Annotated in this window: 16 protein-coding genes and 1 riboswitch; of the genes, 3 read left to right on the top strand and 13 right to left on the bottom strand. The window is 59.7% G+C overall.

Annotated features, from left to right (window positions below; all coding sequences use genetic code 11):
* Positions 1-22: 22 nt before the first annotated feature.
* The 5 genes from DWZ22_RS05405 to DWZ22_RS05385 all read right to left on the bottom strand — a co-directional run bounded on the left by DWZ22_RS05405 (position 23) and on the right by DWZ22_RS05385 (position 4078).
* On the bottom strand, positions 23-1390 hold the full coding sequence (locus tag DWZ22_RS05405) for a protein kinase (RefSeq protein ID WP_158573300.1): 1368 nt from the start codon (positions 1388-1390) through the stop codon (positions 23-25).
* Positions 1391-1485: 95 nt separating this feature from the next.
* Entirely contained in the window at positions 1486-1908 is a 423-nt protein-coding gene (locus tag DWZ22_RS05400; protein WP_117735261.1) for an XRE family transcriptional regulator, read from the bottom strand.
* Between the two features lie 48 nt (positions 1909-1956).
* On the bottom strand, positions 1957-2400 hold the full coding sequence (locus DWZ22_RS05395; protein ID WP_117735262.1) for an FxLYD domain-containing protein: 444 nt from the start codon (positions 2398-2400) through the stop codon (positions 1957-1959).
* A 164-nt stretch (positions 2401-2564) separates the two neighbouring features.
* On the bottom strand, positions 2565-2888 hold the full coding sequence (locus DWZ22_RS05390; RefSeq protein WP_147352269.1) for a hypothetical protein: 324 nt from the start codon (positions 2886-2888) through the stop codon (positions 2565-2567).
* 2 nt (positions 2889-2890) lie between these two features.
* Positions 2891-4078, bottom strand: a complete 1188-nt coding sequence (locus tag DWZ22_RS05385; protein ID WP_233546455.1) for an amidohydrolase — start codon at positions 4076-4078, stop codon at positions 2891-2893.
* A gap of 144 nt (positions 4079-4222) precedes the next feature.
* A riboswitch (Lysine riboswitch) is annotated at positions 4223-4391 on the top strand.
* A gap of 65 nt (positions 4392-4456) precedes the next feature.
* Between DWZ22_RS05385 and dapA the strand changes: the two genes are divergently transcribed.
* From dapA to dapD, 3 genes are read left to right on the top strand one after another with little or no spacing between them, the layout of a single operon-like run.
* Entirely contained in the window at positions 4457-6766 is a 2310-nt protein-coding gene (dapA, locus tag DWZ22_RS10455; protein ID WP_147336100.1) for a 4-hydroxy-tetrahydrodipicolinate synthase, read from the top strand.
* Positions 6759-7499: a 4-hydroxy-tetrahydrodipicolinate reductase gene (gene dapB, locus DWZ22_RS05375; protein ID WP_199568423.1), complete on the top strand. Its 741-nt coding sequence runs from the start codon at positions 6759-6761 to the stop codon at positions 7497-7499. The genes dapA and dapB overlap by 8 nt, the downstream gene beginning before the upstream one ends.
* 39 nt (positions 7500-7538) lie before the next feature.
* Complete coding sequence (dapD, locus tag DWZ22_RS05370; protein ID WP_117763758.1) at positions 7539-8258, top strand: 2,3,4,5-tetrahydropyridine-2,6-dicarboxylate N-acetyltransferase; 720 nt, start codon at positions 7539-7541, stop codon at positions 8256-8258.
* A 118-nt stretch (positions 8259-8376) separates the two neighbouring features.
* Here the strand turns inward: dapD and DWZ22_RS05365 are convergent, their stop codons facing one another.
* The 8 genes from DWZ22_RS05365 to DWZ22_RS05330 form a co-directional block, all read right to left on the bottom strand.
* Entirely contained in the window at positions 8377-8721 is a 345-nt protein-coding gene (locus tag DWZ22_RS05365; protein ID WP_117794500.1) for a type II toxin-antitoxin system RelE/ParE family toxin, read from the bottom strand.
* Positions 8718-9041 carry a hypothetical protein gene (locus DWZ22_RS05360; RefSeq protein ID WP_147352268.1) on the bottom strand — a complete coding sequence of 108 codons (324 nt, stop codon included), beginning with the start codon at positions 9039-9041 and terminating at the stop codon, positions 8718-8720. The genes DWZ22_RS05365 and DWZ22_RS05360 overlap by 4 nt, the downstream gene beginning before the upstream one ends.
* 112 nt (positions 9042-9153) lie before the next feature.
* Positions 9154-10158 (bottom strand): nucleoid-associated protein, encoded by a 1005-nt coding sequence (locus DWZ22_RS05355; protein WP_118099007.1) that lies wholly within the window; start codon positions 10156-10158, stop codon positions 9154-9156.
* Between the two features lie 111 nt (positions 10159-10269).
* Positions 10270-11430 (bottom strand): DUF2974 domain-containing protein, encoded by a 1161-nt coding sequence (locus tag DWZ22_RS05350; protein WP_118405618.1) that lies wholly within the window; start codon positions 11428-11430, stop codon positions 10270-10272.
* 113 nt (positions 11431-11543) lie between these two features.
* Entirely contained in the window at positions 11544-12494 is a 951-nt protein-coding gene (locus DWZ22_RS05345; protein ID WP_022094138.1) for an L-lactate dehydrogenase, read from the bottom strand.
* A gap of 201 nt (positions 12495-12695) precedes the next feature.
* On the bottom strand, positions 12696-13859 hold the full coding sequence (locus DWZ22_RS05340) for a pyridoxal phosphate-dependent aminotransferase (protein ID WP_117735271.1): 1164 nt from the start codon (positions 13857-13859) through the stop codon (positions 12696-12698).
* Between the two features lie 118 nt (positions 13860-13977).
* Positions 13978-15981, bottom strand: coding sequence for an NAD(+) synthase (locus DWZ22_RS05335; protein WP_118405617.1), 2004 nt, complete (start codon positions 15979-15981; stop codon positions 13978-13980).
* Between the two features lie 446 nt (positions 15982-16427).
* Positions 16428-17309 carry a Nif3-like dinuclear metal center hexameric protein gene (locus DWZ22_RS05330; RefSeq protein WP_118405616.1) on the bottom strand — a complete coding sequence of 294 codons (882 nt, stop codon included), beginning with the start codon at positions 17307-17309 and terminating at the stop codon, positions 16428-16430.
* Positions 17310-17346 lie beyond the last annotated feature (37 nt).

Raw genomic sequence — 17346 nt, 5'->3', positions numbered from 1 at the left:
TTTCTTTGAGCAGTACGCCACATTAGGTAACAATGCCAGTCGCATTGCCGATGGCAACAACCACGATCATGATGGCGACTATAATCCCCAACGCTTTGAGCCACAGGGTGACAAACCCACGACCCCGATAGCGATCGAGCACGGGAAAGCGACGCCGAAGCCTGCGGCGGTCGAGCATGCCAAACGCAATGAGCACCACCACGCCATCGACCATAAGAAAATACTCAAGGGCCAAAAACCACGTTGGATAGCTACGGTTGGCTCCCGTGGGCTGGAACACGGCAAAATGGCTTCCGACGAGCAGCAGCAAGGTTGCTGCATAGATAAAGCCGTTCCATATACGCCCGATGAGCTCCGGGATCCGCGAAAGCAGGCCCTTGTGGCAAGGGGCCACCGTCGAGACATCTTGGGACTGTCGCGCGGTGGATGCCGCCGTTTGCGGAGCAGTCTGCGTCGCTGAAGGCTCCGTCTCGCCAATCGAGCCAGGCCCAGGCAGGCACAGCTCATATGCCGCGCGCGCAGCGTGCCCGAGCGCCTCCGCGCTTGCAAAGCGCTTGGCCGGATCGAGCGCCATCGCCATGCAGACAACATCGGCAAGCGGGACGGGGACGTCGAGGGCCTCGCATTGCTCGCGCATGCCTTGCCCGGGCTTGGGATCGACCCCCGTCAAGCAAAAGAACAGGAGTGCGCCGAGCGCATAGACATCGCTGCGCACGCTCGTCTGCCCAAAACCATACTGCTCGGGTGGCGCATAGGGTCGCGTTCCAAACTTCACCGTGTCGGCATCGGCTCCGTCACGCCATACCCGCGCAATCCCCAAATCGATAATCACCAGCGACGTAAAGGTCATACCGGCATCTGCCGAATACCTCACGCCCGACACGATAATATTCGAAGGCTTCAGATCGCGATGAATCACTGGCACCGAATGTTCTCCGGCTGCCGCAAAACCGGCGTGGAGCTCAGCGGCTGCATCGCAAAGAGCGCCAAACAGCTCGCAAGCATAACCGGGTGTCGTACCCAGACGCCTCACCAGAGCCTCGAGTGTCTCGCCTTCGATATATTCCATGACCACGCAAAGCTCGTCGCCCACGCGGCGGCAATCGACAATCCGGGGCAAGTGCTCATAGCGTCGTCCGGCGCGCTGGGCCGCAAACAGACGCTCATATACCCCGCCAATCTGGGCCGATGCGTCGATACGCTTACGAACAAAGGGGCCGAGAGACCCTCCGCCAGAGCCCTCAAAGTACACGAGCTCGGTCGTCTCGACATCCGAGCGCTTGAGCACCCGGTCTACGCGATAGCTATCATCGCGCTCGAGTGACGCCAGGTGGCCGGCGAGCGCGGCGGTCAGCTCCTCATCGGAATATGTTGGGCTCTGAGTATCCATAGCGTCCATAATAACGCAGGGCACGGGCGCCCCATGACGCCCATGCCCTGCATGTTTGAAATATCGTGAGGTGCTCTTCCGCCGGCAGACAGCCGCTAGCTCACCGTCTCCTCGCCAAAGCGGTATAGCTCCTCGTTTACCTTTTGCAAGCTGCAGCCGCGATCGATGCAGAAAATGATGATCGCATCACGGCGGTCCTTGCAGTTGAGGACGTTGGCGCCCGCCGCCGTCAAGGCGCGGTTGGCCTCTTTGAGCGTCAGCGCCATGGCAAAGGCAATCTGCAGCACCTTATTGCGACTCGGATGCCGCGTGCCGGTAAAAATCTGATAGCCAAACGTCTCGTTGAGGTCGGCCATACGGACCACGCGCGAACGCTCCAGTCCCTTTTCCTGCAGCAGCTGCTTTAGGTAATCAGAAAGCGATGGGGCGGCAAAGTCGTGTTCCCTTATGTAGCCATCGATACTTGGCGCATCGAGAAGCTCGTCGAGCAGCTCCTCGGTCAGTTTTTTATCGGGCACGCGGCTTCGCCTCCCCAGCTCGCACAGTAATCATGTTATTAATTCTAGTTAAAAGCCGCTCACATCAGAACGCTCCCAGCTGGCAACCTGGTCGGGAGATACCGTACTCAACGCTTCGAACTTCCAGGTGCCGCCCGCTTTTAGATGGTTAGTGTTCGCAAGAGCCGTTCCCACCTGATTGCCGTCCGCGTCATACAGAACATACTCAATCTGAATGTAGCTTTGCTCTTTATCCGTATTATTGGTCAACGTGCCGGTGATCTTATATGCGAACTGATTAGACGTATCCCCTGCCTCATCCGAAACCGTATAGGGCTCTTGTGCCTCTTTTTGTTCCTCGACCTGCTGGGTCTGCTCAGCAGATTTTGCCGCATCACCCGTAGAAGAACCAGACGAGTTGCCACCCATAGAACCTACGGCCCCGACAACAACGAGCACCACGATGACGCCCAAAATGATCTTGCCGATCGGTTTCTTTCCCTCTTTTGCCATTATGCATCCTTCCAACTATCCGGCCACCGTGCCGGCACACAGCACATCGTAGAAAGGATTGAACTTGGATTCATTAGCTGAGAGCTAAGGCTGCGGTAAACGGCCAATGCAGTTATCCAAACGCCGAGCAAACGCACTTTACGCGACCGTCTGCTGGCAGTGCATCAACCCACCGTGACGGATTCCCCGGTAAAGGTGCTCACAACCAACAGGATAAAGAAGGCCAAATAGCTGATGCTCAGCAGGTAGGCGATGACCAAAAAGGCAATCCATTCTACATTGGTCTTACCGTCGGCGCGGCGCTGTTCACGACTGCGATAAAGCCAAATCGTCACGCCGATGGCAGTGATAAACAGTACGAGTGCCGCCGCAGCCAGCCCAGCAAGCACAAACATCACGCCAATGCTCACAGCGATGACCGGAAGCAGCAGCAAACCGCGCCCGCATCCACCCGGACTATATACGGCAGACTGTCGGCGTCGCCTCATCGTCACTCCATCACAAGCAGTCGTTTGTAGACATTGAGGCCTTTGAGCAGGATTTCCTCGTCAAAGAGCATGGTATCGGTATGCAGGGCGCTTGTGGCATAGGCAGGACAGCCATCCGAATCGATCGGATTGCCTTGGCCCTCCGGCACACCCGCGCCCAGCAAGAAGAACACGCCTGGCAGATGGCGCTGATAGAAGGCGAAGTCCTCGGCAATTAACAGCGGTTCATCCACGAGTTGCAGCTCGGGCAAAGCAGGTGCGACGCTGGCAAACAGCTCGGGGTCGTTGTCGACCGGCGGATACCCTTCAGCAAAGTCGAGATCGTACGTACAGCCCGTAGCGGCGCACGCCTCATCGAGCACGCGGCGCACGCCCTCTCGCGCACGGTCGAACATATTGTCCGTAAACACGCGCAGGCTGCCGGCCACGTGGGCCTCCCCCGCCACGGCGTTGCAGACGGTGCCGGCCTGCAGCAGGCCAAACTTACCGATACAGGGTCCATCGGCGCCCAGCTCGTCCATCAGCTCGCGCGCGGCGACCAAGAACTTGGCAGCTGCCAGCGCCGCATCGCGCGATTCCTCAACCGGGACCCCATAGGTCTTGGCGATATGGATGCTCGTCCCGTGAATGTGCACATGCGTCTCGCTCGAACGTGCCAGCAGCGGACCGGGGCAGCTCGCCAGCGTACCGGCGGGAAGGTCGGGCCACACGTGAAAGCCAAAGATGCGGTCGGCACCGTAGCGCTCGAAGACGCCGCTCTCGCACACATTCTTGGCACCACCGGTTGTCTCCTCGGCCGGCTGCAACACAAAGAGCACGTTACGTTTAATGGTGCCCGGCTGCTCGCGAATCGTACGGTCGACATACGTCGCGGCGGCAAGCGCCGTGGCCATGTGCCCGTCGTGCCCGCAAGCGTGCATCTTACCGGGATGAGACGAGGCGAAGGCCGCGCCCGTCGCCTCGGCAATGGGCAGCGCATCCATATCCGCGCGAATCGCCGTGGCATGCGTGGCACCAACGCCAGCGTCAAAGAAAGCGCAGACGCAGCTGGGGCACGGATGGGTCAGCTCGCAGTCGAGCGGCGCCAGCACGCCCTCGATATAAGCGATCGTCTGCGGAAGATCGAAATCGAGCTCCGGAATCCTGTGCAAGTCGCGCCGATAGCGACGGAGTTCTTGGAGCTCGGTCATAGAGAATCCCTTCGTAAGGCACATCTGTTGCAACTTATTGTGATACAGGATTGTGGCACACATGTTTCCAGCATATCCCTGCATTTTTTAAACGTTATATACGAATACTCTTGTTTGGTAAAGTGCAACGTGGTAGGGTCTTTACCACTTGATAGAGGCGCGGGCACGAAGATCCGCGGGCGAGCCGGCAGGCTTTGACCCCGTGGGGAGGCGAAACCCGCCGAACTGGGTTTTTCGGGCACGAACAGCCTGGTGGGCCTGCGGGAAACACCCGCAGGACTGTCTGCAGCAATGCGGGAGCGCTATCCGGACATTGGGTCCACGCTATGCGGATTCGATGCGCAGGTAGCGCCGTCTGGATAGCGAGGTTTACGGGACATGTCATTGACTCCCAACGAGGCATATGTGGCAAAGAAGCCGTTTGTGGACAAGGAAACGCTCGAGCATATCGTTGAGCAGTTCCCCACGCCGTTTCATCTATACGACGAGGCGGGCATCCGCCGCAACATGCAAGAAGTGCGCGACGCCTTTGCATGGAACCCGGGCTTTAAGGAATACTTTGCCGTCAAGGCCAACCCTAACCCGGCACTTATCTCCATCCTCAACGAATACGGCTGCGGCTGCGATTGCTCGAGCTATACCGAGCTCATGATCGCCCGCTCACTGGGCATCACCGGCCACGACATCATGTTCTCGTCCAACGACACGCCGGCGGCCGACTTTGAGCTCGCCGACAAGCTGGGTGCCATCGTCAACTTTGACGACATCAGCCACATCGAGTTCTTTGAGCACGTTGCGGGGCCAATCCCCAAGACGGTCAGCTGCCGCTTTAATCCGGGCGGTCTGTTCCAGCTCTCCAACGGCATCATGGACAACCCGGGCGACTCCAAATATGGCATGACCACCGAGCAGCTCTTCGAGGCCTTCCGCATGCTCAAGGCCAAGGGCGCCGAGGACTTTGGTATCCACGCATTCCTTGCCAGCAACACCGTCACCAACGACTACTACCCCAAGCTCGCGCGCATCCTCTTTGAGCTTGCCGTACGCCTGGAGCGCGAGACCGGCGCACACGTCGCCTTCATTAATCTATCTGGTGGCGTCGGCATCCCCTACCTGCCCGAGCAGCAGGCCAACGACATCCACGCCATCGGTGAAGGGGTACACACGGCCTACGACGAGATTCTGGTTCCCGCCGGCATGGGCGATGTGGCGATCTGTACCGAGATGGGCCGCTTTATGATGGGCCCCTATGGGTGCCTGGTCACCAAGGCCATCCACGAGAAGCAAATCTACAAGGACTATATCGGCGTGGACGCCAGTGCCGTCGACCTCATTCGTCCCGCCATGTATGGCGCTTACCACCACATCACGGTGATGGGCCAGCCGGGTGGCGACGACAAGACCACAACGCCCGTTACGGACACCTACGACATCACGGGCAATCTGTGCGAGAACAATGACAAGTTCGCCATCGACCGCGAGCTGCCGCATATCGACATGGGCGACCTGCTCGTGATTCACGACACCGGCGCGCATGGCTACTCCATGGGCTACAACTACAACGGCCGTCTGCGCTCCGCCGAGGTCCTGCTGCGCCCCGATGGCTCGGCAGACCTCATCCGCCGCGCCGAGCGCCCGGGCGATTACTTTGCCACGCTCGACGTGCTGCCGTGCGGCCGCGAGCTGCTGGCCAAATCGCGCGCCGATGCCGCCCGCCGTCGCGCTCAGGACGAGCGCCTAGCAGTCGCCGCCCAATGGAACAAACGCGTCCAGATCGCGGAAGCGAAGGAGAAGAACATGGATATCCGCAATCTCGAGGGCTCAATCGTCGCCCTTGTCACGCCGTTTAAAAAGGACGGCAGTGTCGACTTTGACGCGCTTGAGCGCCTTATCGATTTCCACCTGCAAAATGGCACTGACGCCATCCTCACCCTGGGCACCACCGGAGAGAGTGCCACGATGACCGACGACGAGGACAACTCCGTTGTCGCCGCAGTGGTCAAGCAGGTTGCGGGCCGCGTCCCCGTTATTGCCGGCTCGGGCTCTAACTCCACGCAAACCATGCTCACTAAGTCGCTCACTTACCAGGGCTTGGGTGCCGATGGTCTGCTGCTCATTACCCCCTACTACAACAAGTCTAACGAAGAAGGCATCTACCAGCACTTTAAGACCGTGGCCGACGCCGTGGACATCCCCTGCATTCTGTACAACATCCCCGGCCGCTGTGGCTGCGGTATCAGCGAGCGCAACGTAGAGCGCTTGGCCGCGCACCCCAACATCATGGGCATCAAGGAGGCCTCGGGCAACGTCGCCTACGCGGCCAAGATCGCCCACCTGCTGTCCGATGACTTCCGCATGTACTCGGGCGAGGATGCACTCACCGTGCCGCTCATGAGCCTAGGCGCTTCGGGTACCATCAGCGTGTGGGCCGACGTACAGCCGCAGCTCGTGCACGACATGTGCCGCGCCTATCTGGACGGCGACGTAGCGCGCGCCCGCGATATCCAGATTGCCGGCCAGCCGCTCATCAACGCCCTCTTTAGCGAGGTCAACCCCATCCCCGTTAAGGAAGCGCTCGCCCAGATGGGCATGATCGAGGCAAACTACCGTATGCCGCTATGCCCCATGGCAGACGACACGCGAGCCGCACTTACCGATACTCTGAAGGGAGCTGGTCTGCTTGATTAAGACCGTCATTATGGGAACGGGCCGCATGGGCTCGCTCATCCGCACTACCGCCGAAGGAATTGTCGACGCCGCCGGGCAGCCCGCTTTTGATATCGTGGCCCAGATTGGCTTCGATTTGAGCGAGCTCGAGAACGCACCGGCTGCCGATGTGGTTATCGACTTCTCGAACGTCGTGACCTTCGACGCCGTCGTCGCTTATGTCGAGCGCACGGGCACGGCGTTGGTCTCGGGCACCACAGGCTACACTCCCGAGCAGATGGACCGCCTGCGTGAGCTGGGCCAGAACGCCCGCGTTATGCACTCGGGCAATTACTCCATCGGCATCGCTGCCCTGCGTCATCTAGTGGCCCAGGCCACGCGTGAGCTGCCCGGCTTTGACTGCGAGATTGTCGAGACGCACCACAACCAAAAGGTTGACGCCCCCAGCGGCACCGCCAAGCTGCTGCTCGACGCCGTAGTCGAGGCCGAGCCCGAGGCAGGCTACCACCCCGTCTACGGACGCGAGGGCATGTGCGGCGCGCGCGACCCCAAGGAAATCGGTATGCACTCGTTGCGCGGCGGCACCGTCGCCGGCGTGCACGAGGTGAGCTTCTTTGGCCAGGACGAGGAGGTCACGCTCACGCACCGTGCCACGAGCCGCCAGATCTTCGTCAACGGCGCCCTGGCCGCCGCCCAGAAGCTCGTCACCCGCGAGCCCGGCTTCTACACGTTCGACCAGATCATGTTTGCCTAACCAGGTATCAACCGGATCCACCCAAAGGAGAGACAGCATATGAGCAACGCAGCCGAGATGGATGCACAGGAGATTATCAACTACATCGCCACCGCGCCCAAGAAGACGCCCGTCAAACTGTACGTGCGCGAAAAGCCCGGCATGGAGGTTGCCTGGGGCGACGCGCATGTCTACGGCGGCCGTCGCGGCAAGACCGTCTTTGGCGACTGGGACGAGCTCAAGGCAATCCTCGACGCCAACGCCGACTCCATCGACTACTACGACGTAGAGAACGACTGCCGCAACTCCGCCGTGCCCATGCTCGACCTTAAGGGCATCAACGCCCGCATCGAGCCGGGCGCGATCATCCGTGACCGCGTCGAGATCGGCGATCGCGCCGTCATCATGATGGGCGCCATCATCAACATCGGCTCCGTCATTGGCGAGGGCTCCATGATCGACATGGGCGCCGTGCTGGGCGGCCGCGCCACCGTGGGCAAGAACTGCCACATCGGCGCCGGTACCGTGCTGGCAGGCGTCGTGGAGCCCGCCAGCGCCACACCTGTCATCATCGAGGACGATGTCATGATCGGCGCCAACGCTGTAGTCCTGGAAGGCGTGCGCGTGGGCAAGGGTGCCGTCGTGGCCGCCGGTGCTGTATGTGTCGAGGATGTCCCCGCCGGCGCCGTCGTGGCCGGTGTCCCCGCCCGCGTCATCAAGATGCGCGACGAGAAGACCGACAGCAAGACCGGCCTCGAGGAAGGCCTGCGCCAGCTTTAAAGGTTACGCGGTTTTGACAAACCGCGTTTTCGCTGACGTATGCTCAACCTGCGGCACAGTGTCAGCAACCAAGCCGAAAACAAAAAAGGCCGAAGCACCATCGGGGCTTCGGCCTTCATCATCTCAGGGTTCCGTCGTATTCAACCATGGCGGGTCGCTTTGACAGGCGCCCTGCGGCCGTCTTATAGACCTCGGAACGGTCACGCCGCCCAATTGCTACAATCTCGGCAATCTCAACTGTTCCGTCCTCTCGAATTCGAAAAATCATTCGGAGTCCCGCGTTTCGCCATTTGATCTTTTTGCAGCCGGCAAGCTCACCGTGAAGCGGCGTTCCGATTTCATCGGCGCGCGTCTTTAATTTTTCTATTGCAATGCGCACGAGTCTTCGCTGAGAACCATCAAGCTTTTGATATTCCTTCTCGACATCTCGATTCAAAAAGCCGATGACAAAATGCCCACTCATTCGAAAAGGTCCTCGTCGGAAATCGCGTCGGGATCCATTGACTCAAACTCTGCGAGCTCCTCAGGAGTTAAGGCGTCCTCAAACGGAATAAACTCGTGCGGACCGTTCTTGATTCGGTCCGCCGCGATGCGATCAATCTCAAGTTCGCGCAGATACTGCAGCGCACCGTACATTTCCTCATAGGCGGCATAATCAACAATCACGGTATCGATATCGTTATGGTCTGCAATGAATTGCGGGGCACGCTTGGCGCGCTTGCGTATGGCGGATAAAGACTTGCTTGCCTCGGTAGCAGAAACAACCTGGTCTTTCGTAAACACCGGTTTTTCCAGAACAAGTGGGGACATTTTTGACCTCCAAAAAATAGTCTGGATTATATTTCCAAGTATACATCGAAATATAATCCAGACTTTTATTCAAGAGTAAAAAGCTTTATCGATTCTCGATGCTGCCAATATTCTTGAGCTCGATGGAGATGAGGCCGTTGGGTTCGTTGACGAACTCGATGTACTCGGAGTTCGAACCCATCTCGGCCGGGAAGCTGATCTCGATACCCGTGTCGGTACGAATCTTGTGATTGCGTACGGCCGCGCGCTCGACTTGCTTGCGCTCCACGGGCACGCGCTCCGGTACTTTCTCCTCGGTCAGCACCGCACGCACGCTCTCCTTGATGACCGGTTCGTCTTCAAAGACCTCGTCAACGATATCCCAAGGCGGCAGTTCCTCGTCATCCTCGACCTTCTCGGCAACGGCAGCTTTGACCTTAGCCAGTGCCACAGCTGTGTTAGCACCGTGCTCCTCGGCGACTTCCTCAACCACACGCGTCACGGTGTCGATGACCTCCTTGCCCGATACGCCCGTGTCGCACTGCAGCAGGCCATCGGGGATAAGCATACGGTCCTCACCGGCAATCTTGCGCTTCTTGTCCACATAACCGATCTCCATGGTGCTCGCGCGCACGATGGCATAGCTTGACACCTTTTGTGAAGGATTCGGCAGGATAGCATAGTGGCGCGTGATGTCGTTGCGCACCTCGCCCTCCTCGCGGCCCACTTCGTGCATAAAAGCCTGCTTGGAGCCCAGCAACATCACGGCAAACCAGCGGGCATCCTCGTCGTCGTCAAAGTCGGCCACGAGCACATCGGTGGACTCGGCTTTTTCGGCCTTGGTGAGCTCGGAGGAAATGAACTCCGCAATCTGCTGCGACAGGTCCACGAACTCGCGCTCGCCAAAGAAATAGCCCTTGAGCTCGCCGCCGAATGCGGAGTTCTCGGCAAACGTGGCGCGCTTGTTATCGGCCGATGTACGGGCACGGCGCAAATGTGTGGTCACAAAGTTGCGCACGGTGCGGCTCTCGATATCGAGCTCTCGCTGGCTCATGACGTTGACGGCAGAGTCAAAGTCCAGGATATGCAGAATCGCGTGATTGATTTTCATATACGGCATTCCGTTCTAGATCGAATTGAGCACGAACCAGTATAGCGGTCGAGCCCGCCCCAGGCGCATCGAAGATTGGTGCATCGGGGACAGGTTGCTTTGCACCAATGGCTAGCGCAGGAGCTCGGACTGCCAAGCCTCGAGCTGTTCTGCCAAACTCTTGCCGGCAGCGGGCATGTCGATCTGGGGTCGTTTGGGCAGCAGTGCGCATTTAAGGATTGCCGCGATGGTCTGCGAGACAAAGCGTCGCGTATCCTTGTCAAAGCCTTGCGCAGTCTGGAGCATCACGGGCAGGCTCTCGCGCAGATTCCCGGCGATATCCGCAAACCGCTCAGCACCCGTAGCCTCAAGCACGGAGAACAACGCATCTACAAAACGCTCGCGCTCGCTAGGCGACACCGCAAGCAGCATCTCGCGAATGGAGCCATCAACGTATCGAGCACCGGCGGACAGGCGCTCACAGTACACGAAGTCGCGACCATCAACCACCCAGCTAAAGGGATTGTGCTGCAGCAAGCTGAACTCGGTGCTCTCAACGATGGCATAGTCCTCCTGCGTCTCGAACATCATGCCAAAAATCGACGACCGAGGTAGCGTCTTGTCGATTCGACTGGATAGATCAGCGAAGGCGCTGCCGTTCAGAAACTCCTCGACGAAGCCCGGACCATCATGGGAATACGCCCGTTCGATTCGCTCTCGGGCGACATCGGAGCACATCGCCGCACCGTACACCGCAAGGTTTCCACCCTTGGAATGACCTCCGCACAAAAGCGGCCCGTCAATCGTATCCGCTGCCTCGTCCACATAACGCGCCGCGGATTCCTGGGCCGGCACAGGACACCGGAACGCCATGTTAAAGTCCTCTTTCCAGCCCACAATCGTGCTGTCGGTCCCCCGGAAGGAAAGATAGCTAAACCCCGCCGGAAATCGGAACGTCATAGCCGCAAACTGCTCTGTCACCACCACATCGCTCACGGCACGATAGCCGCAAACGTGCACGCCACGGTAGCGAGGGCTTGCTGCCACGGCCTCCAACAAGGCCCTGCTCCCCTCCGGATCCCACAGGTCGCCAATCATGTCCCGGTAGCACTCGGCACGCAGCAGCTCGCGTACGTCAAGACCCTGCCAGCCGGTAAGCTCCGGCATATCCCCCGGCAAACGCAAATAGGACAGCCACGCAAAGACCAGGCTATCCACAGCGCAGAACGACCGTTCCTCAAACGGATCAAACGCCGTCTGGGCATAGGTCAAAAAATTAGGCAAATCCGACATGGCTCTCCCATCAACAATGGCGCAAAGCAACCTGTCCCCCTTGCACCAAAAAGGCGCCCGGGTCGTGTGGACCCAGGCGCCTTCATTGTAGCTTGCTGGCAAACGAGCCTAATTTAGCAGGAGAAGTCGACGCTGTCGATGATGTCCTTGAGGGCCTTGGCGGAGACGGTGAGCTCATGCTGCTCGTCATCGTTCAGCGGCACGGGGACGCGGCAGACAACGCCGTCGCGGCCAACGACGGTCGGCATGGAGATGGCAAGATCGGACAGGCCGTACTCGCCCACCATGAGCGAGGAGACGGGCAGAACGGTCTGTTCATCGCGCATGACGGCAGTGCAGATGCGCTTAACGGCCATGGCGACGCCGTAGTAGGTGGCGTGCTTCTTCTCGATGATGGTGTAGGCGGAGTTCTTGACGTCCTCGGCGATGCGCTTCTCGGCAGCCTCATGCTCCAGATGGCCGTGAAGCTCGCAGAAGGTGTTCAGCGGAACGCCGGCAACCTGAGCGCTGGACCAAGCGACAAACTCGGAGTCGCCGTGCTCACCCATGACGTAGGCCTGAACGTCGCGCGGATCGACCTCGACGTGAGCGCCGAGCATCTGCTGCAGACGGCCGGTGTCGAGCACGGTGCCGGATCCGATGACGTGGCCCTCGGGCAGACCGGACATCTTGATGGCGGCATAGGTCAGAACGTCGACCGGGTTGGAGACGATTAGTAGAATGCCGTCGAAGCCGGACTTCTTAATCTCGGGAATAATGGACTTAAAGATGCTGACGTTCTTGTTGACCAGGTCCAGGCGAGTCTCACCGGGCTTCTGGGCAGCGCCAGCGGTGACGACGATCATGGCAGCATCGGCGACATCGGAATAATCGCCGGCGTAGATCTTCATCGGCTCGGCAAACGTCATGCCGTGCGCGATATCCAGTGCCTCACCCTCGGCGCGGTTCTTGTCCACGTCGATGAGGACCATCTCGGAGAACAGACCACTCTGCATCAGTGCGAACGCCGACGACGAACCGACGAAACCGCAGCCGACAATAGCGACCTTCTTCTCGTTAACCATTAGAAACTCCCATCTCTCTCCACAAACAGGCCGCCCGGGAACGACCCAAGCGGCTTGCCGTAATCCCAATATAGCCAATCGGGACTTTGATTATGCGCCTATTCGCAGCCAAAAATCGACCGTTTACCGAAATTGTTTGCAGAATTCGTAAGATAACTGCCCGAAATCGGTTTCGAGCTATTGACGCGCCTAAATGTCTTTTTAATACAGACCCGCCTCGCGAATAGCCTCGACAGCCAAAGCGATCTGATCGGGCGGTAGGACCAGCGCCATGCGCACGTGTCCCTCGCCCGAAGGACCAAAACTCGCGCCCGGCGTCACCACAACGCCGGCCTTCTCCATGAGCTCCTCGCAAAACGCCATGGAATCGGTACGGCCGCCGGGAAGTTTGGCCCACACAAACATCGAACCATGCGCGTTGGGACGCTCCCAGCCCAAGCCCTCAAGGCCGTCGCACAGGGCATCGCGGCGCTCCTGGTACTTCAGACGCTGCGCCTCAACCTCATCGCGCGGACCGTTCAGGCAGGCGATGGCAGCCTTCTGGATCGGAAAGAACATACCGAAGTCAATCTGGCTGCGCAGCTTGGCAAAGGCCGAGACCACGTCCTCGCGACCGACCAAAAAGCCGATGCGGGCACCGGTGACGTTAAACGACTTGGAAAGCGAGAAGAATTCCACGCCCACCTCGAGCGCGCCGGGATACTGCAAAAAGCTTCCGCCCGGCTCGCCGTCAAACACGATATCGGAGTACGCGTTGTCATGGACGATGAGCAGGTCATGCTCACGGGCAAAGGCGATAATCTCCTCGTAGACTTCGGGCGTGCCCACCGAGCCAACCGGGTTGGCGGGCAGCGACACGATCATGTACTTGGCACGATCGGCCACTTCGGGATCGATGCCCGCCACATAGGGCAGGTAATTATGCTCGGCAACCAGCGGATAGTATTCGAGCTTGGCATCGGCGATCTTGGCACCCGCCTCAAAGACCGGGTAGCACGGATCGGGAACCAGAATGGTGTCACCCGGATCGAGCAGCGCCAGGCCCAAATGGCCCACGCCCTCCTGCGTGCCGTTGCACGACTGCACCATGGACGGCGTGATGCCCGAAACGCCAAAGCGGCGCTCGTAGTAATCGCACACGGCCTGCTTAAGCTCGGGCAGATCGCGCAGGGCATACTTCCACATCTCGGGGTCCTGGGCGGCCTGGACCAGCGCCTCGACCACGTGGTCGTACGGCTTAAAGTCAGGCGTGCCCACGCTCATGTTGTAAATGGTCTTGCCCTGGGCCTTAAGCACAAGAAGCTTATTATTGAGCGAGGCAAATACCTCCGCGCCAAAGCGGTCGAGACGCTCCGATGCCTGCATGGTGCCACCTTTCGATATAAAAAACGCGGCGTTCCGACAAGAGCGCCGCGCGATACGGGCCATCAGATTGCAAAAGTGTAACGCTTGCAACCCCCGTATTGGTTCAATTTAGCCAACCTTAGTCAATCGGATTGAGCGCATCGATCTGCGCAAGCCACAGACGCGAGCTGGCGTCACTCGGCATACGCCAATCGCCACGCGGGCTGAGCGTCACCGAGCCCACCTTGGGGCCGTCGGGCAGGCAGCTTCGCTTAAACTGCTGGGCAAAGAAGCGGCGGTAGAACGTACGCAGCCACGTGTGGACGGTCTTGGCGTCGTAGACGTCCTCGAAGCTCTTGAGCGCCATGCGGTAGATCTTGCCCGGCTCAAAGCCAAAACGCAGCAGGTAGTAGAGGAAGTAGTCGTGCAGCTCGTACGGGCCCACCAAATCCTCGGTCTTCTGCGCAATCTCGCCGTCGCCCGTGGGCGGCAGAAGTTCGGGAGACACCGGCGTATCGAGGATATCGAGCAGCACCTCGGCGATGCGTTCGCCAAAGACATCGGCCGCATAGCGCACCAGATGACGCACGAGCGTCTTGGGCACGCTCGCGTTGACGGCATACATACTCATGTGGTCGCCGTTATAGGTAGCCCAGCCGAGCGCCAGCTCACTGAGGTCGCCGGTGCCGATGACAAAACCGCCGGCCTGGTTGGCAAGATCCATGAGAATCTGCGTACGCTCGCGCGCCTGGCTGTTCTCGTAGGTCACGTCCTGAACTGCCGGATCGTGCTCGATATCTTTAAAGTGCTGTTCCACGGCCGCATGAATCGAGACCTCGCGGAAGCTCACACCCAGGTCGCGAGCAAGCGACTCGGCATTGGACTTGGTGCGGCACGTCGTGCCAAAGCCCGGCATGGAAACCGCCGTGATACCCGTACGCGGCAGGCCCAAGGCGTCGAACGCACGCACGGTCACGAGGAGCGCCAGCGTGGAATCGAGGCCGCCCGAAAGGCCGATGACGGCCGCCTTGGTGCCCGTATGGGCAAGGCGGGTCTTGAGGCCCGCGGTCTGCAAGTCAAGAATGGTCTCGCAGCGCTCGGCCAGGTCGCCGTGATCGGCCGGCACAAAGGGCGCGCGGGGGAAGGCGCGGTCGATGCCGAGCGCATCGCGCAGGACAGGCTCTTCGGCCAGCACGCCCTCAAACGAAAATTCAACGGTCGTGGCCTCCGGCGCATCGTCCGCGCGCGTCCACGTCGTCGAGCGACGGCGCTCGGCAACCAGGCGGTCAAGATCGACGTCGGCGACGGCCATATCGCAAGTGAGGAGCTTCGTCGCGGCGAGCTTCGAACCGTTTTCGTAGACGAGGTTCTCCCCCGCAAAGACCATATCGGTCGTGGACTCGCCCTCGCTCGCATCCGCATAGGCATAGGCGCAGTACAGGCGCGCACTCTGATTGGAGATAAGGCTGCGGCGGTAGTCTGCCTTACCGATAATCTCATCCGAGGCCGACGGGTTGAGAATCACCGTCGCACCGGCAAGCGCCATCTCGGTCGAAGGGGGCGCCGGCACCCACAGGTCTTCACAGACCTCAACGCCCAGCACCATATCCTCGGCACCCTCATCACAGCAGCGGTAGACAAGCCCCGAACCCAGCGGAACCGGACCCTGACCGGCAAATTCAACCCACACGGGATCCGCAGGCGCTGGAGCAAACCAACGGCGCTCATAGAACTCGCCATAGTTGGGCAGATACTTTTTGGCCGTGAGGCCCAAAAGCTCGCCCGCGCAGCACACGGCGGCGCAGTTGTAGATATTCTCGGCAACTGCAACGGGAAGACCGATGGTAAAGACGACCGGCAACTCACGGGTTTCATCGAGGATGTGCACAAGTGCCGCCTCGCAGGCATGCAGCAGTGTGCGGTTATGGAACAGATCGGCCGCGGTATAGCCGCACAGGTTAAGCTCGGGCAGCACCAGCGCGCGAACGCCGCGCTCGGTAGCCTCGCGAACAGCCGCCAGCGCAACCTCGGCATTGCCCTCGACATCGGCCACGAGAATCTGCGGTGAGGCCGCCGCCACACGCAGAAAGCCGTCGTTTGCTTTCGCGCACACGGCGCCCGTCTGGTTGAGCTCTGTATCCATAGCATGCTCCTTGCGCATAAAGGCGATTCTTATGGGCACCATTGTAGCGCCTTGCCTGCGCGCCGTCGTTTTAGGCGCGCTCCGCGGGATACGATAGGCCTCGTCAAATCCTTGAGAGACGGAGCGCATATGGAACTAAATACATGGACGCACGACAAGCTTCCCGAGTTTGCTCGCACATTCCAAGGTACCGAGGCCCAAGAAACCACGGGCGAAGAGCTCGCCTGCCACAATGTTCCCGATTTGCCTCATGGAAACCGCTGCGGGGGCAAGCGTAGAGTAGCGAGCGCATTGACGCATGCAGCGTCCCCAGCCGACGCCCCAGGATTGGCCGTCCTTCCCGGCCGGCGCGCTGTGCATATCTAGGACAGCAGGATGGGGCACGAAAAGTTACCTGAAATACGTACAGCGGGAGGTGGCCACAAAAGCCGCCTCCCCACTCTCAGCTAGCGTGCCAGCACGTACTGATAGGTATCCCCCATGGGCACAAAGCTCACCGGCACCTTGGCAGAATCCAATCCCGCCCCCTCGAGCGCACGCGGCACCCAGGTTGCCATGTATTCCATGCCCGGTTCCTCACCGTTGAAATGCCCCATGTGGATAATGCACTTGCCCTGGCCGAGCATCGCGGCGTCGCGCACGTATTCGCTCGCCGTAAAATCGATAAGCTCCATGGCGAGCAGGCAATCGATACCCTCGGCATCCATCTTGTTGAGTGTCTCGGTATCGCCCATGGGATGCCCCATGATATGCATGGGGATGCGCACACGGCGCACGGGAGCATCCATGTCGCCAATCACACACGTACCGGCAAGCCCCAAACGCTCGACAACATATGCCGCCAGCTCGCGCGCCAGCATCTCGGGAATCTCGAAATCCATGCAATCACGCTCGATGCGACAATCGAGCCAGCCGAGCTTATCGGCAAGCCCGTAAAAGATGCCATCGGCAAGGGAACCGTCCGCCTCGAGCGGCACACCGGCATGAATGTAGTCATGACAGCGCCAAACCGTGCCATCCCACTCTTCAAGCAGGGCAACCTTAGCCTTAAATGAGGCATTACCAGCCACCACATCGCGATGGTCGCCGTGGTTCCAGAAGATTGCTTCGTGCGAGATGATTAGATTGGCGCCTAGCTCCTTCGCACGGCGCACTACCTCGACCGTAGGCCAGATACAGGTCACAACGCCCGTGCAGGCGCAGTCGAGCGCCTCGGCGCCAAAGGTCACCTGATCGCGCGTCGTCGCCGGATCGATGGGCTTGCCGGTAAAGGCATCCATGCTGGAGCAATATCCCTTCACGGCCTCGATAACATCGTTGATAGTCATATGTGCTCCTATCGATAGCGGAAAACGGCCCCGCAAG

The sequence above is a fragment of the Collinsella sp. AF31-11 genome (genome assembly GCF_003475605.1).
Lineage (GTDB): Bacteria > Actinomycetota > Coriobacteriia > Coriobacteriales > Coriobacteriaceae > Collinsella.
This window is presented reverse-complemented; position numbering and strand designations above follow the sequence as displayed.

Coding starts and splice junctions, on each gene's coding strand:
- DWZ22_RS05330 (WP_118405616.1), bottom strand. CDS start 17,309: ATGACTATCAACGATGTTATCGAGGCCGTGAAGGGATATTGCTCCAGC.
- DWZ22_RS05350 (WP_118405618.1), bottom strand. CDS start 11,430: ATGTCGGATTTGCCTAATTTTTTGACCTATGCCCAGACGGCGTTTGAT.
- DWZ22_RS05340 (WP_117735271.1), bottom strand. CDS start 13,859: ATGCAGGCATCGGAGCGTCTCGACCGCTTTGGCGCGGAGGTATTTGCC.
- DWZ22_RS05365 (WP_117794500.1), bottom strand. CDS start 8,721: ATGAGTGGGCATTTTGTCATCGGCTTTTTGAATCGAGATGTCGAGAAG.
- DWZ22_RS05355 (WP_118099007.1), bottom strand. CDS start 10,158: ATGAAAATCAATCACGCGATTCTGCATATCCTGGACTTTGACTCTGCC.
- dapD (WP_117763758.1), top strand. CDS start 7,539: ATGAGCAACGCAGCCGAGATGGATGCACAGGAGATTATCAACTACATC.
- DWZ22_RS05390 (WP_147352269.1), bottom strand. CDS start 2,888: ATGAGGCGACGCCGACAGTCTGCCGTATATAGTCCGGGTGGATGCGGG.
- DWZ22_RS05405 (WP_158573300.1), bottom strand. CDS start 1,390: ATGGATACTCAGAGCCCAACATATTCCGATGAGGAGCTGACCGCCGCG.
- DWZ22_RS05345 (WP_022094138.1), bottom strand. CDS start 12,494: ATGGTTAACGAGAAGAAGGTCGCTATTGTCGGCTGCGGTTTCGTCGGT.
- DWZ22_RS05385 (WP_233546455.1), bottom strand. CDS start 4,078: ATGACCGAGCTCCAAGAACTCCGTCGCTATCGGCGCGACTTGCACAGG.
- dapA (WP_147336100.1), top strand. CDS start 4,457: ATGTCATTGACTCCCAACGAGGCATATGTGGCAAAGAAGCCGTTTGTG.
- DWZ22_RS05395 (WP_117735262.1), bottom strand. CDS start 2,400: ATGGCAAAAGAGGGAAAGAAACCGATCGGCAAGATCATTTTGGGCGTC.
- DWZ22_RS05335 (WP_118405617.1), bottom strand. CDS start 15,981: ATGGATACAGAGCTCAACCAGACGGGCGCCGTGTGCGCGAAAGCAAAC.